The sequence below is a fragment of the Vibrio sp. Vb1337 genome, from assembly GCF_033338715.1.
Classification (GTDB): domain Bacteria; phylum Pseudomonadota; class Gammaproteobacteria; order Enterobacterales; family Vibrionaceae; genus Vibrio; species Vibrio alginolyticus.
The window spans coordinates 1-19,647 of the sequence record NZ_JAWOTD010000033.1; the positions used below are offsets into that span (position 1 = coordinate 1).

General features: G+C 46.7%; 16 protein-coding genes. 7 read left to right on the top strand and 9 right to left on the bottom strand.

The window, feature by feature from the left end; genetic code table 11:
* Positions 1-344: 344 nt before the first annotated feature.
* The 6 genes from fre to trxA all read right to left on the bottom strand — a co-directional run bounded on the left by fre (position 345) and on the right by trxA (position 6,165).
* Positions 345-1,058 carry an NAD(P)H-flavin reductase gene (fre, locus tag R7E42_RS22605; RefSeq protein ID WP_005382872.1) on the bottom strand — a complete coding sequence of 238 codons (714 nt, stop codon included), beginning with the start codon at positions 1,056-1,058 and terminating at the stop codon, positions 345-347.
* A 14-nt stretch (positions 1,059-1,072) separates the two neighbouring features.
* Positions 1,073-1,342, bottom strand: a complete 270-nt coding sequence (locus tag R7E42_RS22610) for a 2Fe-2S iron-sulfur cluster-binding protein (protein ID WP_009696789.1) — start codon at positions 1,340-1,342, stop codon at positions 1,073-1,075.
* A complete protein-coding gene (gene ubiD, locus R7E42_RS22615; RefSeq protein WP_318073012.1) occupies positions 1,339-3,192 on the bottom strand; it encodes a 4-hydroxy-3-polyprenylbenzoate decarboxylase in 1,854 nt (617 codons plus the stop codon). The genes R7E42_RS22610 and ubiD overlap by 4 nt, the downstream gene beginning before the upstream one ends.
* 91 nt (positions 3,193-3,283) lie before the next feature.
* A complete protein-coding gene (locus R7E42_RS22620) occupies positions 3,284-4,276 on the bottom strand; it encodes a hypothetical protein (protein WP_005378756.1) in 993 nt (330 codons plus the stop codon).
* A gap of 106 nt (positions 4,277-4,382) precedes the next feature.
* A complete protein-coding gene (gene rho, locus R7E42_RS22625; protein WP_005378757.1) occupies positions 4,383-5,642 on the bottom strand; it encodes a transcription termination factor Rho in 1,260 nt (419 codons plus the stop codon).
* A gap of 196 nt (positions 5,643-5,838) precedes the next feature.
* Positions 5,839-6,165, bottom strand: a complete 327-nt coding sequence (gene trxA, locus R7E42_RS22630; protein ID WP_004745500.1) for a thioredoxin TrxA — start codon at positions 6,163-6,165, stop codon at positions 5,839-5,841.
* A 111-nt stretch (positions 6,166-6,276) separates the two neighbouring features.
* On the opposite strand from trxA, the gene rhlB reads away from it, so the two are divergent.
* The 3 genes from rhlB to R7E42_RS22645 all read left to right on the top strand — a co-directional run bounded on the left by rhlB (position 6,277) and on the right by R7E42_RS22645 (position 10,925).
* Positions 6,277-7,596, top strand: a complete 1,320-nt coding sequence (gene rhlB / locus R7E42_RS22635) for an ATP-dependent RNA helicase RhlB (protein ID WP_005378764.1) — start codon at positions 6,277-6,279, stop codon at positions 7,594-7,596.
* Between the two features lie 19 nt (positions 7,597-7,615).
* Positions 7,616-9,109 (top strand): guanosine-5'-triphosphate,3'-diphosphate diphosphatase, encoded by a 1,494-nt coding sequence (gene gppA, locus R7E42_RS22640; protein WP_053306516.1) that lies wholly within the window; start codon positions 7,616-7,618, stop codon positions 9,107-9,109.
* Between the two features lie 172 nt (positions 9,110-9,281).
* Positions 9,282-10,925 carry a sugar nucleotide-binding protein gene (locus R7E42_RS22645; RefSeq protein WP_318073013.1) on the top strand — a complete coding sequence of 548 codons (1,644 nt, stop codon included), beginning with the start codon at positions 9,282-9,284 and terminating at the stop codon, positions 10,923-10,925.
* Positions 10,926-11,147: 222 nt separating this feature from the next.
* Here R7E42_RS22645 and R7E42_RS22650 read toward each other — a convergent pair whose 3' ends face one another.
* From R7E42_RS22650 to recQ, 3 genes are all read right to left on the bottom strand, one after another.
* Entirely contained in the window at positions 11,148-11,822 is a 675-nt protein-coding gene (locus R7E42_RS22650) for a 7-cyano-7-deazaguanine/7-aminomethyl-7-deazaguanine transporter (protein ID WP_005378770.1), read from the bottom strand.
* Positions 11,823-12,056: 234 nt separating this feature from the next.
* Positions 12,057-12,362 (bottom strand): DUF3630 family protein, encoded by a 306-nt coding sequence (locus R7E42_RS22655; protein ID WP_005378772.1) that lies wholly within the window; start codon positions 12,360-12,362, stop codon positions 12,057-12,059.
* Positions 12,363-12,371: 9 nt separating this feature from the next.
* Positions 12,372-14,207: an ATP-dependent DNA helicase RecQ gene (gene recQ, locus R7E42_RS22660; RefSeq protein ID WP_318073014.1), complete on the bottom strand. Its 1,836-nt coding sequence runs from the start codon at positions 14,205-14,207 to the stop codon at positions 12,372-12,374.
* Between the two features lie 178 nt (positions 14,208-14,385).
* On the opposite strand from recQ, the gene rarD reads away from it, so the two are divergent.
* The 4 genes from rarD (at position 14,386) to ggt (ending at position 18,801) form a co-directional block, all read left to right on the top strand.
* Positions 14,386-15,303, top strand: a complete 918-nt coding sequence (gene rarD / locus R7E42_RS22665; protein ID WP_005378774.1) for an EamA family transporter RarD — start codon at positions 14,386-14,388, stop codon at positions 15,301-15,303.
* A 71-nt stretch (positions 15,304-15,374) separates the two neighbouring features.
* Positions 15,375-16,172, top strand: coding sequence for an AraC family transcriptional regulator (locus R7E42_RS22670; RefSeq protein ID WP_005382915.1), 798 nt, complete (start codon positions 15,375-15,377; stop codon positions 16,170-16,172).
* Positions 16,173-16,263: 91 nt separating this feature from the next.
* Positions 16,264-16,923 carry a LysE family translocator gene (locus R7E42_RS22675; protein ID WP_005378776.1) on the top strand — a complete coding sequence of 220 codons (660 nt, stop codon included), beginning with the start codon at positions 16,264-16,266 and terminating at the stop codon, positions 16,921-16,923.
* 111 nt (positions 16,924-17,034) lie between these two features.
* On the top strand, positions 17,035-18,801 hold the full coding sequence (ggt, locus tag R7E42_RS22680; RefSeq protein WP_318073015.1) for a gamma-glutamyltransferase: 1,767 nt from the start codon (positions 17,035-17,037) through the stop codon (positions 18,799-18,801).
* The last annotated feature ends 846 nt before the right edge of the window (positions 18,802-19,647 follow it).

Consider the following 19,647-nt stretch of genomic DNA (forward strand, 5'->3'; position numbering starts at 1 on the left):
GGATTATCATCAACGAGTGCCCACACAGATTGATAGGTCTATATTGTTAAAGAGCTTGCTTTGCGAGAAGTTTTTCTTCTCAAAGCGGAGGTGCATTCTAGCGATTTAATTGACAGTGTCAAACACTTTTTCAATTTTATTTTTCGTAGAAGCTTTCACCTCTCCGACCCTGCTGAAGCCTTATCGCGTCTGCCGTGTCGGTGGATGCGCATTATAGGGAACTCAGTTCCGTTCGCAACCCTTTTTTGAAAAAAAATGGAAAAAAATGACTGTTCGATGACTATTTCATCAAAAAAGCAAAAAAGAGGGTAAAAAACCCTCTTTTTCTGCCTTAAAAGCCGTATTTAAATGAATGCGTACGCGTCTGCGAACATACGTTCGCTCTTCGCTTTCTTGTTCTGAGTGAACTGTTCACGTGCTGCGCCAGCCATTTCAAAACGACCTGCAATATAGATATCGTAGTTTTCTAAGCTTTCGAAATCTTCAGCTACAGCTTGTAGCACGTTACCAACTTTACCTTGCCAGTCTGCAGGAGCTTCTTCTACTACTGGCACAAAATGAACATTGGCAAACTTGTCGGCAATCTCGACCAGTTCGTCTTTAGCATAAAGCTGGCAGTTATCGCGCGCGCCCCAATATAAATAGATAGGATTGGTTTTATTCTGCGCTACGCAGTGATCCAGAATCGAGCGAACGTAACTGAAGCCTGTACCACCAGCAATTAATAATAATGGGCGTTCGCTTTCTTCTTGAACCCAAGCATCGCCATGTGGCGCATCAATTTCAATCTGACCATCAGTTTCAAGCGCCGCTTGCATTGCTTCGACAACTTCTTGTGCATAAGCGTTGTGTTCCGCAGCACCGATGTGCAGTTCAAGTTCACCTTCATGACGACAAGGGCTGCTTGCGATAGAGAAAGGACGTTTGTCTTTTTCACCCATCACCACCATTAGGTACTGACCCGCTTTAAAAGGCACTGGTGATTCTGGATGAAGAAGGATTTGGTAAGTATTACAAGCTAACGGCTGAATAGACTTTACTTTACATTGGATGGTCATGGTGTTCCTCTCGCTTACTCGTCAAAAGTAAGCACTAAATTACTTTCTGTATAGGCTTGGCAAGGGAATATCCAACCTTGCTGTTGCTCTTTTTCGGTTAGCATAGGTTCGAGGTGATAGCTCACCTCGCCCGTTAGCTTTTTACACATGCACATGGCGCAAGCGCCAACTTGGCAACGGTGTGGGAAGCGAATATTGTTGTTGAGCGCAGCTTCCAACACCGTCTCCCCTTCTTTTACTTGGAATGTAACGTCCATTGGTAGAAGGTGGACTTGATGACTCATAGAATACCTAACTGGTCCCAAATCTCATCGACTTTAGCCACAAGTTTAGGATCTTTTTTGATAGGCGTACCCCACTCGCGCGTGACTTCAGATTCAAACTTATTGGTCGCATCGAGCCCAAGTTTAGATGAACCATCCGCCTTACCACGAACTTGAGTGGTATCTCTGTCTGGATCCATTCGAGTTGTCACCGCCCAAATGATGTCATTCCAATCTCGTGCATTAACGTCATCGTCGCACAAAATGATGAATTTGTTATCCGTGTACTGAGCAAAGAAGCCCCATAGATGTTCCATCAATTCTTGGGATTGACCAGCTTGGTCTTTCTTCATAGTCACGACAGCAAATTGGTTGTTTGCTGTAACTGGAAGATAGACGTCAACAATCTCAGGGCGTTGCTGTTTCAACTCATTTAGTTCTGCTTCGGTAATCGCTTTGCTGTCTCGCTCAGTAACCTCGGTTCGCGTCGCCAGCTCGGCATCCCATTTAATGGTCGCATCCAAGCCCATTTTGGAGCCAAGCCCAACCACTGGTGAAGCAAAGTCGAGCGAGTCGATTGGCGTGTTATCTATCATCAAGGTATCACGTACAGGATCCATATGCTCTGACATGGCTTTCACGACATCATTCCAATCTCGTGCGTTTACCGATTCATCGCACACAATAACAAACTTGGTATACATGAATTGACGTAAGAAAGACCACACGCCCATCATTACGCGCTTGGCATGTCCTGGGTACTGCTTCTTCATGGTGACGACGGCCATTCGGTACGAACAACCTTCTGGCGGAAGATAGAAGTCTTCAATCTCTGGGAATTGCTTTTGCAGAATAGGCACAAACACTTCGTTTAATGCCACACCCAATACAGCTGGTTCATCTGGCGGACGACCTGTGTAGGTGCTGTGATAAATAGGGTCTTTACGCATAGTAATGTGCGTAATAGTAAATACGTGGTGCTTTTCTTTTTCGTTATAGTAGCCAGTGTGGTCACCGTAAGGACCTTCATCAGCAAACTCGTTCGGGTCGATATAGCCTTCCATCACGATTTCCGCGCTCGCTGGCACTTCCAAATCGTTGCTGACTGACTTCACGACTTCCGTTTTGCTTCCACGTAGCAAACCTGCAAATGCGTATTCCGATAGCGTATCTGGCACTGGTGTTACTGCGCCAAGAATGGTTGCTGGGTCTGCACCAAACGCGACCGAAACTGGGAAAGGTTTACCTGGGTTGGTTTCCATCCAATCGCGCAGATCAAGCGCACCACCACGATGGGCTAACCAACGCATGATGATTTTGTTCTTGGCAATTTTCTGCTGACGGTAAATGCCTAGGTTCTGACGTTTCTTATTTGGACCTTTGGTTACGGTTAAGCCCCAAGTAAGCAGCGGCGCTACATCTTCTGCCCAGCAGCTCATTACCGGAATTTTATCCAAGTCGACTTCATCACCTTGCCAAACAATGTCTTGGCATGGTGCTTTACGTAAACGCTTAGCCGGCATATTCAATACTTGTTTGAACACTGGCAGTTTTTCTAAAGCGTCTTTGAAGCCTTTTGGTGGCTCAGGTTCTTTTAAATAAGCCAGCAGCTTACCGACTTCTCTTAATTCTTTAACATCTTCACGTCCCATACCGATTGCGACACGCTCTGGTGTACCAAACAGGTTAGTCAAAACAGGTACGTCGTAGCCGATTGGGTTCTCAAACAACAGCGCAGGTCCACCAGCACGCAAGGTGCGGTCGCTGATTTCTGTCATTTCATAAGCGGGATCGACAGGGTGAGTGATGCGTTTAAGTCGACCTTTCTGTTCTAGGTGGTCGATAAATTCGCGTAAATCCTTAAAACTCATAGGCCTTCATGCTGGCTGATTAAACTGTCCGCAGTATAACAAATAGGAGGACGCTAAGATCCTCCTATTTTGTGTGGGTATGTGAGCCAGATTACTTTAATACTTGTTCAATCTGCCGAGTCTTTATCTGATGGTTCGAAGATACTAACTCTTCCAACCAGGTTTGATGCCCTTGTTGAGCAAGCTCTCGAGCAACCATGGTTGCTTCTTCTGATAACGCCATTTTTCTAACTAGAAACTGCTTTACTTGCGGAGATAGAGGGTTAGATTTTGTAAGTAGACTAATAGCTTCTGGCTTGAGTGATGGGTTAACTGTGGCATTCATCAATTGCTGAATGGAAAAAACGTCTCCAACCGCAGCTAAACGCTCAAGCTCGGACTGGCTGTTGTAATCGGCTTTCATCCGCCAGAGTAAGTTGTACACTTCCTCATCCTGACTAACTTGTGCCAACCTGACTATCACGGCCGTCGAGGGTAACCAACTGGTCACATTTGCTTTGGTTAACTGGGCCGTTAATGCAGCAAGCGCGTTGGGTGATAAACTGTCTAACTCTCGAATCAAAAGCGCTTCACGCGCTTGAGCTTGTTGAGATGGCCCTGTAAGCCATTGCTTTAAGTTAAGCTCTCTTCGTTCAGCTTGTAAGACAAAGTCCAAGGTACTTTGGTCTTGTTTCCAACGCTTAATCAAGCGACTCGCAATAACGGGAAAGTTAAAAGCGGGTACACTAAATTCATACCCATCACCTCGCTCTAACACTTGATAAGTCGGGGTCATACGGATCTGGGACTCAACAAACAGAGCCATTCGAGGCGTGAGAATCACATCTTGCTTTTCAAGCTTTTCCAACAATTGAAAGCGCACCACCTCTTGTTGAGGCAAAGCAAGTCGATCAAGGGCAAATTTAAGCGAGTCGACTTCATCTCTGACAGCGTAATCAAGCAGTTCAGAGACTTTAGTCTGTATTTGAGTATCCTGAAGCCACTGTTCTACTACAGACTCATGCATTTCCTTGGCAGATAATGTCGCAGGTAGAGTGATAAGTGACAAGCTCAGGAGTAATGACGACAACATTCCTTGTTGCATGTTAACCTCCCGATAACATTTCCTTCATTCTGATACTTCTATCGGGAGAAAGCAATAAAAAAGCCACCGATATACGGTGGCTTTTCGCAGAATAACTTATCTGAGACTATTGACGACGCATCGCATCGAAGAACTCATCGTTGGTCTTCGTCATCGCTAGCTTATCGATTAGGAACTCCATTGCGTCGATTTCGCCCATTGGGTGAACGATCTTACGCAGAATCCACATCTTCTGTAGTTCGTCAGTCTTCGTCAGTAGCTCTTCACGACGTGTACCTGAGCGGTTAAAGTCAATCGCAGGGAATACACGCTTCTCAGCAATCTTACGGTTCAAGTGCAGTTCCATGTTACCTGTACCCTTGAACTCTTCGTAGATAACTTCATCCATTTTAGAACCAGTATCTACTAGTGCCGTTGCAATGATAGTTAGGCTGCCGCCTTCTTCTACGTTACGTGCAGCACCGAAGAAACGCTTAGGACGATGTAATGCGTTTGCATCCACACCACCTGTTAGTACTTTACCTGATGAAGGCACTACGGTGTTGTAAGCACGAGCTAGGCGAGTGATAGAGTCAAGCAAGATAACCACGTCTTTCTTATGTTCAACAAGACGTTTTGCTTTCTCGATCACCATTTCCGCTACTTGTACGTGACGAGATGCTGGCTCATCGAAAGTCGACGCAACCACTTCACCTTTAACTAGGCGTTGCATCTCGGTTACTTCTTCTGGACGTTCGTCGATAAGAAGAACCATCAACTCACACTCTGGGTGGTTGTACGCGATGCTTTGCGCGATGTTTTGCAGAAGCATTGTTTTACCCGCTTTAGGCGGAGCAACAATCAGACCACGTTGACCTTTACCGATTGGCGATGCCAAGTCTAAAACACGTGCTGTAATGTCTTCTGTTGAACCGTTACCACGCTCCATAACCATGCGCTCATTCGCATGTAGAGGGGTAAGGTTTTCAAATAGGATCTTGTTACGGGCGTTGTCTGGTTTATCGTCGTTAACGGTATTGACTTTTAGAAGGGCAAAGTAACGTTCACCGTCTTTTGGTGGACGAATTTTACCAGCGATAGAGTCACCAGTACGTAGGTTAAAGCGACGAATCTGACTTGGTGATACGTAGATATCGTCCGGACCCGCAAGGTATGAACTATCTGCACTGCGTAGGAAACCAAAGCCGTCTTGCAGAATTTCCAGAACCCCATCGCCAAAGATGTCTTCGCCGCCTTTCGCGTGCGCTTTTAAAATCGCGAAGATGATGTCTTGTTTTCTTAAGCGAGCTAGGTTCTCTAATCCTAAGCTTTCGCCCAGTTTTACAAGGTCAGACACAGGTCTGTTCTTCAGTTCGGTAAGGTTCATGGTGGTGGATTCTTGTTTAGTCAAAATAAGATCTGTTTTCTAGTTAAGATGGATTTGGTCTCAGGATCGACCAAGAAGAGAAATTTGTTCAATTAACGCGCGATAAGTTAGCACTAATTAGTATTCTAGTCCAGAGTTAGAAAAACAAAACCGTGCATTGTAACTTTGCACGGTTTTATCTGTAATCACTTGGTGATTATAAGTTTGCGTCTAGGAACTCTTTTAGTTGAGTTTTAGACAGAGCACCTACTTTCGTTGCCGCTACGTTACCATCTTTAAATAGTAATAGCGTTGGAATGCCGCGAATACCAAACTTAGGTGGTGTACCTGCGTTATGGTCGATGTTTAGTTTACCGATAGTGAGTTTGCCTTCGTACTCGTCTGCGATTTCGTCCAAAATAGGAGCGATCATTTTACAAGGACCACACCATTCTGCCCAAAAATCCACTAGAACCGGGCCTGCAGCGTTGATTACATCGTTTTCAAAACCGTCATCAGTTAGCTGCAAAATCTTATCACTCATCTTCCACTCCAATGTGTTTTTCGAAACTGGTTGGATGATAACCAGTAATTAGATGCCCTATTGGAATGTATTTACTTTCGTATTGCAAGCTTTAGCTGATATTCTATAGCCATGAAAAAGACGCATATCACAGAGCAAAAGTTCGCCGATTTGGGCTTAAAGCCCCAAGTTATTGAAGGATTGGACAAAAAAGGGTTCGAATTTTGTACCCCTATCCAAGCCTTGGCGTTGCCGGTCCTGCTCACCGGCCAAGACATCGCAGGCCAGGCCCAAACGGGTACTGGTAAAACGCTCGCGTTTCTTACTGCTACGTTCAACCACCTTCTGACGACTCCGGAACATGAAGGTCGTAAGCCTACACAGCCACGCGCAATTATTATGGCGCCTACACGTGAGCTCGCTATTCAGATTTACAATGATGCAGAATCATTAACTGAAAGCACAGGTCTAAAAACCGCTCTAGCTTACGGTGGTGAAAGCTACGACAAGCAACTTGCGAAACTGCAAGACGGCGTAGATATTCTGATCGGAACAACAGGCCGTATCATCGATTTCTACAAACAGCGCGTATTTAACCTCAACAACATTCAAGCTGTTGTTCTGGACGAAGCCGACCGCATGTTCGATCTTGGCTTTATTAAAGACATTCGCTTCTTGTTCCGTCGTATGCCTGAGCCAAAAGAGCGTTTGAACATGCTGTTCTCAGCAACGCTGTCTTACCGCGTTCAAGAACTGGCATTCGAACACATGAATACTCCTGAGCATGTCGTTGTCGAACCAGAACAAAAAACTGGCCACCGTATCCAGGAAGAGCTTTTCTATCCTTCGAATGAAGACAAAATGGCGCTGCTTCAAACACTAATTGAAGAAGAGTGGCCAGATCGCGCTATCATTTTTGCCAATACCAAGCATAAGTGTGAATCGGTTTGGGGACATTTGGCTGCCGATGGACACCGTGTAGGCCTTCTTACTGGCGATGTACCGCAGAAGAAGCGTGAGAAGATTCTTGAGCAATTCACCAAAGGTGATGTCGACATCTTAGTTGCAACTGACGTTGCAGCGCGTGGCCTGCATATTCCTCAGGTAACGCACGTTTTCAACTACGACCTTCCTGACGACTGTGAAGATTATGTTCACCGTATTGGCCGTACTGGTCGCGCTGGTGCGAGCGGTCATTCGATCAGTTTTGCTTGTGAAGAGTACGCGGTTAACCTACCAGCAATCGAAGAATACATTGAGCACACAATCCCAGTTTCAGAGTACGATTCGTCGGCACTGATTCAAGATCTACCGGCTCCGATTCGTATGCGTGCACCACGCAACCAACAGCGCCGCACGAATACTGGCGGTACCCGTTCTGGTTCTGGTAACCGTAAGCCGCAGGGACGTCGTCCACGCCAACCGCGTCAATCGGCACCAAAACAATCGTAATAGGAAACTGAGTTCGTTTATGAGTCAAGCAGGATCATCACCGCTATATGCCGCCATCGACCTCGGGTCGAACAGTTTTCACATGCTCGTTGTGCGTCACATCGATGGCAGCGTTCAAACAATGGCTAAAATTAAGCGCAAAGTTCGTCTAGCAGCGGGCTTAGATGAACATAATTCTCTTAGTATGGAAGCTATGCAGCGAGGATGGGACTGCTTAAGTCTATTTGCGGAACGCTTGCAGGACATTCCTAAGCAAAACATTCGCATCGTCGGTACTGCAACATTACGTACCGCGACCAATGTAGATGTGTTTTTAGAAAAGGCTAACCAAATTCTAGGCCAGCCTATCGAAGTGATTACTGGTGAAGAAGAAGCTGCCACTATCTATAAAGGTGTCGCTCACACCTCTGGCGGTAGTGGTCGTCGCCTTGTAGTCGATATCGGTGGAGCAAGTACCGAACTGATTATCGGTGAAGGTTTCGAAGCCAAAGCACTGACCAGCTTAAAAATGGGCTGCGTGACTTGGCTTGAAAACTTCTTTAAAGATCGCCAATTGAATGCTCGTAACTTTGACGCGGCAATTGAAGGAGCGAAACAGACCATCCAGCCGATTTTAGAACGTTATACAGAAATTGGTTGGGATGTGTGTGTTGGTGCATCAGGCACTGTTCAGGCATTGCAAGAGATAATGCTGGCGCAAGGCATGGACGAAGTAATCACTCACTCCAAACTCAAGCGTCTACAGAAGCAAGCCATGTTGGCCGACCATTTAGAAGAGCTCGATATTGAAGGCTTAACACTTGAGCGTGCATTAGTGTTCCCTAGTGGCCTCTCTATTTTGATTGCCGTTTTTGAATTGCTTGAAATCGATGCTATGACACTGGCTGGCGGCGCACTACGCGAAGGCTTAGTGTATGAGATGGTTGAAGAGCTTCGTCAAGAAGACATTCGTGCCCGCACTATCGCTAGCGTACAAAATCGCTATCAGCTCGATCACCAATACGGTGAACAAGTCGCTAGTCTGGCACACACGCTTTTACAGCAAGCTGGGGGCGATGAGTGGATTACAGAGCCTCAGGGCAAGATATTACTCGAGACCGCCGCAAAACTGCATGAAATTGGCTTAACTATCGATTTCAAAAAAGGCGGAGAGCATAGTGCTTACTTGCTGCAGAATTTGGATCTGCCTGGTTACACGCGCGCACAGAAGTTCTTTATTGGTGAAGTGGCTCGTCGCTATCGCGAACAGCTCACTTCTTTACCTGAGCAGCATGCATTATCAGGCTCGAGTGCCAAACGAGTATTGAGATTGTTGCGTCTTGCGGTTCTGCTCAGCCATCGTCGCAATCCTGATCTAGAGCCAAATGTGACTCTAACAGTTGAAGGCGACAATCTAACGTTACACATTGATGCGCAATGGCTAGAGAAAAACCCACTGACTGCGGCTGAGTTGGAAATTGAATCCAACCGTCAGACAGACATCGGCTGGCCATTAAATATCGTAGCAAAATAAGCGAATGTCACTGCCTTACAATACTAAAGCCCAGGCGTTCGCTTGGGCTTTTTTGCATCTACCTCCCCTACAAAACGTGCTGCCCAGCAAAAATTTCAGCTTCTCCGCTCTACATCGAAAAACAGCCATGCTTTATTGATAAACACAATTTAGCCAACCAAGATGCACCATCATGAAAACCGTTTTAATGACTGGCTTAACTGGCACTCTCGCCCCAAAAGTCGCTCATCAGTTTCACCTACGCGGCTGGAACATATTGGAGTGGAATCACCACCAAATCTCACCAGATGATCCAGAGCAAAGTGAGCAATTTTGGCAGCAGCACCACATTGATGCGGTGTGCCATATGGCGATGGGGAGTGAAGCATGGGCAGCATGGCTCGGTGAACACTGCAAACAGCGCAACATTCCTTACCTCTTTGTCAGCACAGCAATGGTATTTGATGCCACAAAAAACGGGCCTTATGGCATCTTTGAAGAAAGAAACACCCAAGATGATTACGGCAAATACAAAGTTCGTTGTGAAGATGCAATCTGGCAAGCAAATCCAGATGCGATGATTGCTCGAATTGGTTGGCAGCTCCATCACCAAGCAGAAGGCAATAACATGTTGGCGCATCTCGACCGCCAATATGAAGAGAACGGCGTTATTACCGCTAGCACGGCTTGGTATCCTGCGACTTCTCATATGGACGATACTGCACTCGCCTTTTTGCAGCTTATTGAGCGGAACGAAGCCGGTTTATATCACCTTGATAGCAACTTAAAAGATAAGTGGAATTTCTACGAACTCGTTTGTGCACTCAAACAGCATTACAACAAACCATGGCAAGTGCTGCCAAGCAATGACTATCACCATGACCAACGTCTAACAGATGAACGAATTGCCTTGCCGCCATTGAGTGAACGTTTCACCAAGCCAGAGCAAATCCAGCAAGCTGGCATCATAGGAATCAACTGGGGACGCACGCACATTCCGCACTATAGAAACAATGGTGTTGCAGTCACGACGTTATGTGCCAACCAAATAGAACCTCTTCAGCAAGCGTGCTGTGAAGAAGCAATCCCAAAGGCAGAAACGAACATCAGCGCACTCAAACTACTTGATGTCGTGACCATCGCGACACCTGCGCATACTCATGCAGAGATCATAAAGACGTTAGGTTCAACCAAGCTTATCTGTGAAAAGCCATTGGTGGGATTGAATTCCGACATCACTCACTGGCAGCAACCGAACGCCAACCTATTGGTTAATTACGCCTTTGCTCAGCTAGAGACTGCCCAGACGATAGAGAAGTGGCTCACCTCGCAAACCCAACCTTGTGTGGTCAATCTAGTCACCCAAGTTAACCTACCGGGCACCTTCACGCTCAAAGAGTGGTTTCTTGAAACAGCTAGCCACCCTATCTCTTGGTTGCTGCACTGCTTTGGAGACTACTCTCAATCAACACTGATTGAGGAAAACGGCCAACTGATCGTTGAGCTGCAATGTGGCGACCACCAGCTAAGATTTGTATTTGAATTAACTGGTGAGCTAGGCATCGAGCACAATCTAACGATTCAATCCAACCAGACCTTAACCAGCAAAGGCTACTATCGTGTCGGCGAAAAATGGCGTTTCGAGCCCATTCTCGTTAATGGCAACGCGATAAATGATGGAGAGTATAGCGAGTCTGATTGCTGGCAGGACGCCAATCAACGCAGTGTCGGTTTGATGTTGGCGATGTTCAATCAAAGCATCAGCTGGGATAACGGCCTGCAACTTGGCGCCTTCGATGCGCAAAAAGCCATTTTGATTGAAAAGATGCTCTGTTAGCCATTTCACCAGCGAGCTTCCTCTACGTGCCGTACCTTCGATTAAAAGGTCTCACTCGGGACCTTTTTTACTGCTCATTTTTACCTTCGTACAGCTCAGGGAGCTTTTGGACACCCATGATCTAATTGCTCCCCACGCTGTACAAAACCCTCTAAATCCCAGTAAGCAGGTACAAAAAAGCCGCTTGATTTAAGCAAGCGGCTTTCGGGGTTCCCACTGATATTAAGACTGAACGCTTGTCGTCACCTTAAAATCAGGGTTCACCGCAGTCAGCTTCTTAATGAGGTAATTCAGTAATACGCCGTACATAGGAACGAACAGACCAAGACTGATAATCAGTTTGAAGCCGTAATCCACCAGCGCGATTTCCGTCCAATGCTCCGCCATAAATGGATCTGGGCTTTGGTAGAACGCAATGGCGAAGAAAGCGATGGTATCAAGTGCATTACCGAAAAGCGTTGAACACGTTGGTGCCACCCACCATTGCTTCATTTGACGTAGGCGGTTGAACACGTGCACATCCATGATCTGACCAAGTAGGTACGCCATGAAGCTAGCAATCGCGATACGAGCAACGAATAAGTTAAATTCCCCTAGGTGACCAAAACCTTGGAATTGACCTTCGAAGAACACCACCGATAAGAAGTAAGACACTGCCAAAGCAGGCAACATCACTAAGAAGATGATCTTACGTGCCAACTGAGCACCGAAAATACGCACGGTTAAATCAGTCGCTAAGAAGATAAATGGGAAAGTGAATGCACCCCAAGTGGTATGGAAACCGAAAATAGTAAACGGTAGCTGAACTAGGTAATTGCTAGATGCAATAATGACTAGGTGGAATAGAACCAGATAGATAAGGGCGTTGCGCTGCTGCGCAGGGGTAAAGTTACTCATGCGATACCTTTTTAGTTTGGTTTGGGGGTGAGGGAACCCAAATCGAGTCACTGAATAAAGTGGCTCTTACCAACAATGTAAAATGAAAAATAAACTGGCTTGGCTCATTCTGAGCGAAGCGGTGGGCGATTATACATTAACCACTTTTCGCCGCAAGTCGTCTGTTTTACGCAAACGTTTGAGCATAAAAAAGGGTGTTTCATGTGAAACACCCTTTCTAGAAAAATTCTATTTTTAGAAGCCGCGTTGGAACAACCCTGCAAGATAATCCAACTCTTCCCTGCTCTCTTCAATCGCTAAAGCTTCAAACCAAATCGCTTCGCTGTAATGCTCTGCTTTCATAAACAGTCGGCAACCTTCAAAATCGATCAGCCAAGAGTGAATGTCCGCATCCCACTGCTTTTCCACCACAGTAGCAGAAAGCAGCCCGACTAAACGCTCACCTAAGGCAGGAAAGCTATCAAGGTCAAAGCTCGGCGCAGTAATGATTAAGCGACCTTCTTGTGCCATGTAGTCCGCTAAGCCAAATTCCTTTTGCATCTTGGTTCCTTATCCGTGGTGAGTAATGTGTTCTTGAATCAAATCAAGGAATGGGTCGGCGTACTTCTCTAGTTTGCGCTGACCAACACCGCTGACTGCCAGCATTTCGCCGTAAGACGTTGGCAGAATTTCCGCCATATCAATCAGAGTCGCATCACTGAAGACCACGTATGGTGGCAAACCATCTTCATCAGCAATCGACTTACGCAGCTTACGTAACTTAGCAAACAGCTTTTTGTCGTAGTTCTTGCTGGTCAGTTTATCTGACTTCGCCGCACGTGCTGCGGTGTCTAAACGCGGAACTGCTAACTCCAGAGTCACATCGCCACGCAACAGAGGACGCGCCTCTTCGGTAAGTTGCAGCGTTGAATTGCGTGTGATGTTTTGGAACAACAACCCTTTGTGGATCAATTGACGGAAGATACTCACCCAGTAATCGTGGCTGTGATCGCGCCCTATCGCGTAGGTAGAAATCTTATCGTGCCCGTTTTCACGTACACGAATGTTTTGCATGCCACGTAGCACTTCTACCACGTAGCCCATACCAAAGCTCTGATTAACACGATACACACAAGACAACGCCTTACGCGCTTCTTCCGTGGCATCAAAGTGTTTCGGTGGATCTAAGCAAATATCGCAGTTGCCACATGGCTTCTCACGATACTCACCAAAGTAATTCAATAGCACCTGACGACGACAAGTCTGCGCCTCAGCAAAGGCACTCATCGCATTCAGTTTGTGGGTTTCCACCTGCTTCTGTGGACCATCGTCTTTCTCATCCAACATACGGCGCAGCCAACTGATGTCCGCTGGGTCATACAACATCATCGCTTCTGCAGGTAAACCATCACGCCCTGCACGACCCGTTTCCTGATAGTAAGACTCGATGTTGCGCGGGATATCAAAGTGAACCACAAAACGCACGTTTGGTTTGTTGATGCCCATACCGAATGCCACGGTCGCCACTACAATTTGGATGTCATCACGTTGGAAAGCTTCTTGAACGTAAGCGCGCTCATCAGCGTCCATACCTGCGTGATAACCAGCAGCACGAATGTGGTTGTTGCACAGCTTCTCGGTCACCATCTCAACTTTCTTACGGCTACCACAATAGATGATGCCGCAATTCCCCTTTTGGGTTTCAAGATAACGAACGATTTGCGAAACCGGCTTGTGCTTCTCAACTAAGTTGTAGCGGATGTTGGGACGGTCGAAGCTGCCTAGGTAAACCTCTGGATTATTCAGTTGCAGACGCTCAAGAATATCTCGGCGCGTTGCGTCATCTGCGGTCGCCGTCAGCGCCATAAATGGCACATGGGAAAACTGCTGCTTAAGCTGACCAAGCGCGGCGTATTCTGGACGGAAATCGTGTCCCCACTGGGAAATACAGTGCGCTTCATCGACAGCAATCATCGATAGCGGCAAGTTTTCCAAGCGCTCAATGAAATCACGCATCAATACGCGTTCTGGCGAGACGTACACCAACTTAAGATGACCAGTGTGCATGCGGTTATACACGCTGAGCAGCTCTTCACGAGGCATGGTCGAGTTAATGCACTCAGCCGCTACACCGTTGGCTTTAAGCTGGTCCACTTGGTCCTTCATCAGCGAAATCAGCGGAGAAATCACCAAAGTAATGCCAGAGCGAACCAAAGCAGGAACTTGATAACACAGCGACTTACCGCCACCAGTAGGCAGGATAACTAAGCTGTCGCGACCTTCTACCGCAGCATCAATCACCAACTGCTGACCATCACGGAACTCTTGGTAACCAAACACATCCTCCAACACACGTTGAGGCGTTACAGGCGAATCAGATTGTTCGGCTAACAAGGTCGAGGTCATGAAAAGTCTCAGATTGGGTCTTAAAAAAGAGGTGCTTATGCATACCACTGGCACACAAAGTGAGGGCACATTGTAATGGGGTTTCATGGTGAATAAAACCGCAAATTGTTAGGTGTTTCGCATCACGACTCGTATACTGATTTTCTGCTCTATAAAACACACAATTAGGTGACACTTCATGACACCAGAAGACGAACAACAACGCGCGCGGCAAGGTATCTTGCTAGCGATTGGTGCGTATACCATGTGGGGCATTGCGCCGATGTACTTTAAGTCCATCGCACAAGTATCTCCTTTGGAAATTCTAAGCCACCGAGTGATATGGTCTTTCTTTTTGCTTGCTGCACTCCTCCATTTTGGCCGTCACTGGCGCTCGGCTTACCACATCGCGAAAGACAAAACGAAAATCGCTTACCTGATCGCAAGTTCCATGCTAATTGGCGGTAATTGGTTGATTTTCATTTGGGCGGTAAACTCAAATCATATGCTCGACGCCAGCTTAGGTTATTACATTAACCCACTGATCAACGTCTTACTCGGGATGGTCTTCCTTGGTGAGCGACTGCGTAAATTACAGTGGTTCGCGGTTGTATTGGCAGGTTGTGGCGTACTCGTTCAACTGATTGTATTTGGCTCCGTACCTGTTGTTGCGATGGCGTTAGCAATGAGCTTCGGCTTTTATGGCTTATTAAGAAAGAAAGTCAGTGTCGATGCAAAAACTGGCTTGTTTATCGAGACATTACTTCTACTGCCAGTGGCCGCTGTTTATTTGCTTTTTATTGCCGATACACCAACCTCAAATATGCTTACGAATCCACTTACGTTAAATAGTTTGTTGATCGCGGCTGGGGTTATAACAACCCTGCCACTGCTGTGCTTTACGGGTGCAGCAACAAGACTCAAATTATCGACTTTGGGCTTTTTCCAATATATAGGCCCAAGCTTAATGTTTTTACTTGCAGTATTGATGTATGGCGAACCCTTTACCATGGATAAAGCGATCACTTTCGTCTTTATTTGGGGAGCACTAGTCGTGTTTAGCTTTGATGGATTACGTAATAACCGTCGCTCACGCCGAATCGTTCAGCCACAGTGATCGTTTTTTACAAGACAAGTTAGAAATTGCCAGATAAGCTTGGTCATAATGTGACCAAGCTTTTTTATTTAATGGAACATATTCAGTACTACGCAACCGACCATGACAACTTGAGTCTAATAGAGGCGAAATACCAGAAATTTGCTTTTCAAAGGCATTACCATCTGGATTTTCATCTCGGCCTGATCACGCATGGTGCGCAGAAGTTCCAATACCAAGGTAACAGCCACCAAGTTGGTCACGGGCAAATTGTGATTATGCCGCCGGATGAGCTGCACGACGGGCAATCTAAGCTCGAGAGTGGCTACGAAGTAAATGTGTTTGCGATCGAACCTCATCTATTGAGCGATCTGGCTGATCTTAAGCAAAACGGTCAAATAATACACTTCAACGAACTGATCATCTCGGATCCGCAGATATTTTCACAACTTAGTAACTTACACGGGCTGCTTCGTCGTGAAAACCTCAGCCAACTCACCAAAGATTGCCTTCCTTTTGAAGGATTTAACCAACTTTTTGATCGCTACGGATCGCTTGAGCGACAAAAAGTGGTGCCGCTAGGAAACCAATCGCTTGGGACGTTAAAAGATTATCTAATGGCTAACCTTGACCAAGCGGTGCGTTTGGATTCACTTTCAGAGCTGTGCCAACTGAGCCCAACTCAGTTCCAGCGCCACTTTAAAGCGCAAACTGGCATGACGCCTTATGCATGGTTCGCACGCCTGCGCCTTGAACAAGGCATGAAGTTACTGCAAGCTGGTCAATGTGGTACCGACGTCGCTCATCAAATCGGTTTCTATGATCAAGCGCATTTCAGCAAAGCGTTTAAACAGACCTACGGCGTTTCCCCTTCTCAAGTGGCTCGTTAATTTCATTTACCGAGAAAGCTGTCAGTTTTTTACAAGCGCCACAGGTGACTTACCACGACAATAGCCGCATTGGTTAAATTTGAGATGTGTTATGAATGAATCCACCATATTGCTGACACTCGCCAGCATTCACTTTATTGCCCTAATGAGTCCAGGTCCGGACTTTGCGCTGGTCGTACAAAATGCGACGCGTCATGGTCGTCAAACTGGCTTGTACATTGCGTTGGGATTGTCCGTCGGTATTTTGCTGCACTCTTTGTTCAGCCTGACAGGTGTGAGTTTTGTCGTCCACCAGCACCCAGTGCTGTATTCCGTGGTACAACTGCTCGGTGGTAGTTACCTGCTCTACTTAGGAATTGGCGCATTGCGTGCCGTGATCTCGATGATCCAAAACCCACTGACGGATCAACCTAAGAAGCAAAATAACCTAGTGATCAGCAATAAGCGTCAAGCGTTTGCTAAAGGGTTTGCGACCAACATTCTTAACCCAAAAGCCCTGGTGTTCTTTGTCAGTTTGATGTCGAGTTTAGTCCCAGCAGGTATGTCGATTACTGGCAAAGGTATTGCACTGGTCATCCTGTTTGGCTTGTCGCTATTCTGGTTCTCTAGCCTTGCATGGATGCTGTCGACACAGCGCTTACAGCGTAAATTGCAACAAGCGGGTATCTACATCGACGGTCTATGCGGCGTGGTATTTACTCTAGTGGGCGGCAGTATTCTATACCAAACTATCAATACTTTTATCGGATAAAGTACTGATTTAAAAGCGTAGCACAATCGACATTTCTAAGATTGCTGACTCGACGTGACTCTCCATAACTGCCAAGCTCAAAGCACAAAACTGGCAACATGGAGAGTCATCATGCATTGGACGTTCAACCGACTCGTGACCACGGGTCTTTTTCTTACTTCCCCACTAATCTTATCTACCTCAGTCTTTGCTAACCAAGCAGCAGATGCGGTTGCGCCGGAGCACAGCACTGGCTTCGAGCAAAAACAATTGATCAAAGCGAAAGATTATATGGTTACCGCTGCTAACCCAATTGCAACCCAAACTGGTGCGGATGTTATTGCCCAAGGTGGTAATGCTATTGATGCTATGGTTGCCGTGCAGCTGATGCTGGGCTTGGTAGAACCGCAATCATCAGGTATTGGTGGTGGCGCCTTCTTAGTGTATTGGGACAGTGAGAAACAAAAACTAACTACGTATGATGGACGCGAAACCGCACCGCTCGCCGCGACGCCGAAACTCTTTTTAGACGAAAAAGGACAACCCCTACAATTTTACGATGCGGTTGTCGGCGGGCGCTCCGTTGCCACTCCTGGTACAGTGAAACTGCTGTGGGACACGCACCAGAAATACGGCAAGTTGGAATGGAAGAAGATCATCCAACCCGTGATTACCTTGGCTGAGCAAGGTTTCGAAGTCAGTCCTCGCCTCGCGAGTCTGATTGAGAAAGATGCTAAGCGCCTATCACGCTTCCCTGCAACTAAGGCTTACTTCTTCAATCCAGACGGCTCACCAAAAACCGAAGGCACGTTGTTGAAGAACCCTGAATACGCGCAAACTCTGACGGCAATTGCAGAGCAAGGGGCAAAAGCTTTCTATCAAGGCGATATCGCTACAGACATCATCAAGACCGTACAGAATGCACCGGGCAATCCTGGCGTATTGGCACAACCTGACTTTGATGCGTTCCAAATCAAGCAACGTGAACCGGTTTGTGCGGCTTACCAAAGCTATGACATCTGCGGCATGGGACCACCTAGCTCTGGCGCATTGACGGTTGGACAGATTCTCGCGATCACCGAGCAATACGATCTTAAAGGTTGGGGAGCCGAAAGCGCAAAATCATGGCAAGTGATCGCCGATGCATCGCGCCTTGCGTTCGCGGATCGTGGTAAATACATGGCTGACCAAGATTATGTGCCAATGCCAACCGAAGGCTTGCTTGATAAAGATTACCTCAAACAACGTGCTGAGCTCATTCAAGTCGGTAAAGCCTTGAGTAAGGCTGAAGCCGGTAATCCTCCTTGGTCGCACGCCATGAACTTAAGCATGGACCAATCGATCGAGCTGCCTTCCACCAGCCATTTCAATATCGTCGATAAGCAAGGCAATGTGGTTTCAATGACAACAACCATCGAGAACGCCTTTGGCTCACGCTTGATGGTGCGTGGCTTCTTGCTCAATAACGAACTGACCGATTTCTCTTTCCGCACGCATCAAGATGGTGTGCCAATCGCGAACCGCTTAGAACCGGGCAAACGCCCACGCTCCTCCATGGCACCGACCATTATGATGAAGGATGACAAACCTTACATGGCAATTGGCTCACCGGGTGGCAGCCGCATTATTGGTTACGTCGCACAAGCCATTATCGCCCACACGCAATGGGATATGGACATCCAGAGCGCGATTAATCAGCCACGATTGCTGAACCGTTTTGGCACCTTAGATATTGAGCAAGGTACCGCCGCAGAGGGCTTACAGCCTGCTCTGGAGAAGATGGGTTTTAAAACCGATGTTCGGGATTTGAACTCTGGTCTGCATGCGATACGCATAACAAAAGACGGTCTTGAAGGCGCTGCGGATCCAAGACGTGAAGGTGCCGCTATCGGGCAGTAAGAGTCTTTCGCTCGACCCCTTGTGCGAGATCTCTCACAAAGGGTTGAGCAAACCTCTCTTTTTTAATGGTAAAACCGTACAGCAAAGATCATAAGCCATTGAATTTAATACTCATGTATCTTTTTTGAACGCTAAGAGAGTTAAAAAATGTGAGATTAGCCCGTTGTTGGAAATCGTTAAACACGTAATATTAAACCTGTCGGAAGGATGCTGACACGGAACAGGAAACACCACGGACTTGGTGAACTTCAGGAAGAAGAAACGGTTATTCAGGATGAATAGTCGGGCATGGATTGCAAAATTGGACATTGAACGGAATCAATAGTGACTAGGATGGTTGCTACTAAGGACGGGAAATGGACACCTCTGGACGAGGCAAGGATTTGAACATCAGGATGATGTCAGGGACACCGCTCAGGGAACAAGTGATGAGAGCTAACGAGGATAGTTAGCAGACCAGGATAAGGTCACTAAGGACACCGCTAGGAAGGCGACGTAAGGATTAAGCTGACGGATTCAGCACACTATCATGGATTAGATGCATGGAGCACTCTTAGTAGCTGGATTGCTGCGAGTAAGACTATAACCCCGATGGGCGCAAGCCCTCGGGGTTTTTCTTTGCCTAAAGTTTTTCTCATCTGCACCGTTAAATCGCGCTTTCGAATTCCATTTTTTTACTGCTTTATCGACGCCAAAACCGCACAAACAAAAAGAGCCGCCGAAGCAGCTCTTAAGTTGATGATACCAATCACAGTAAATAAGTGATCAGAAGTAGCGTAGGGAAAACGCAGTTATCGAGTATTTTAACAAGCTAGAATGACCAGTTATTTACTACGATTGGTATGA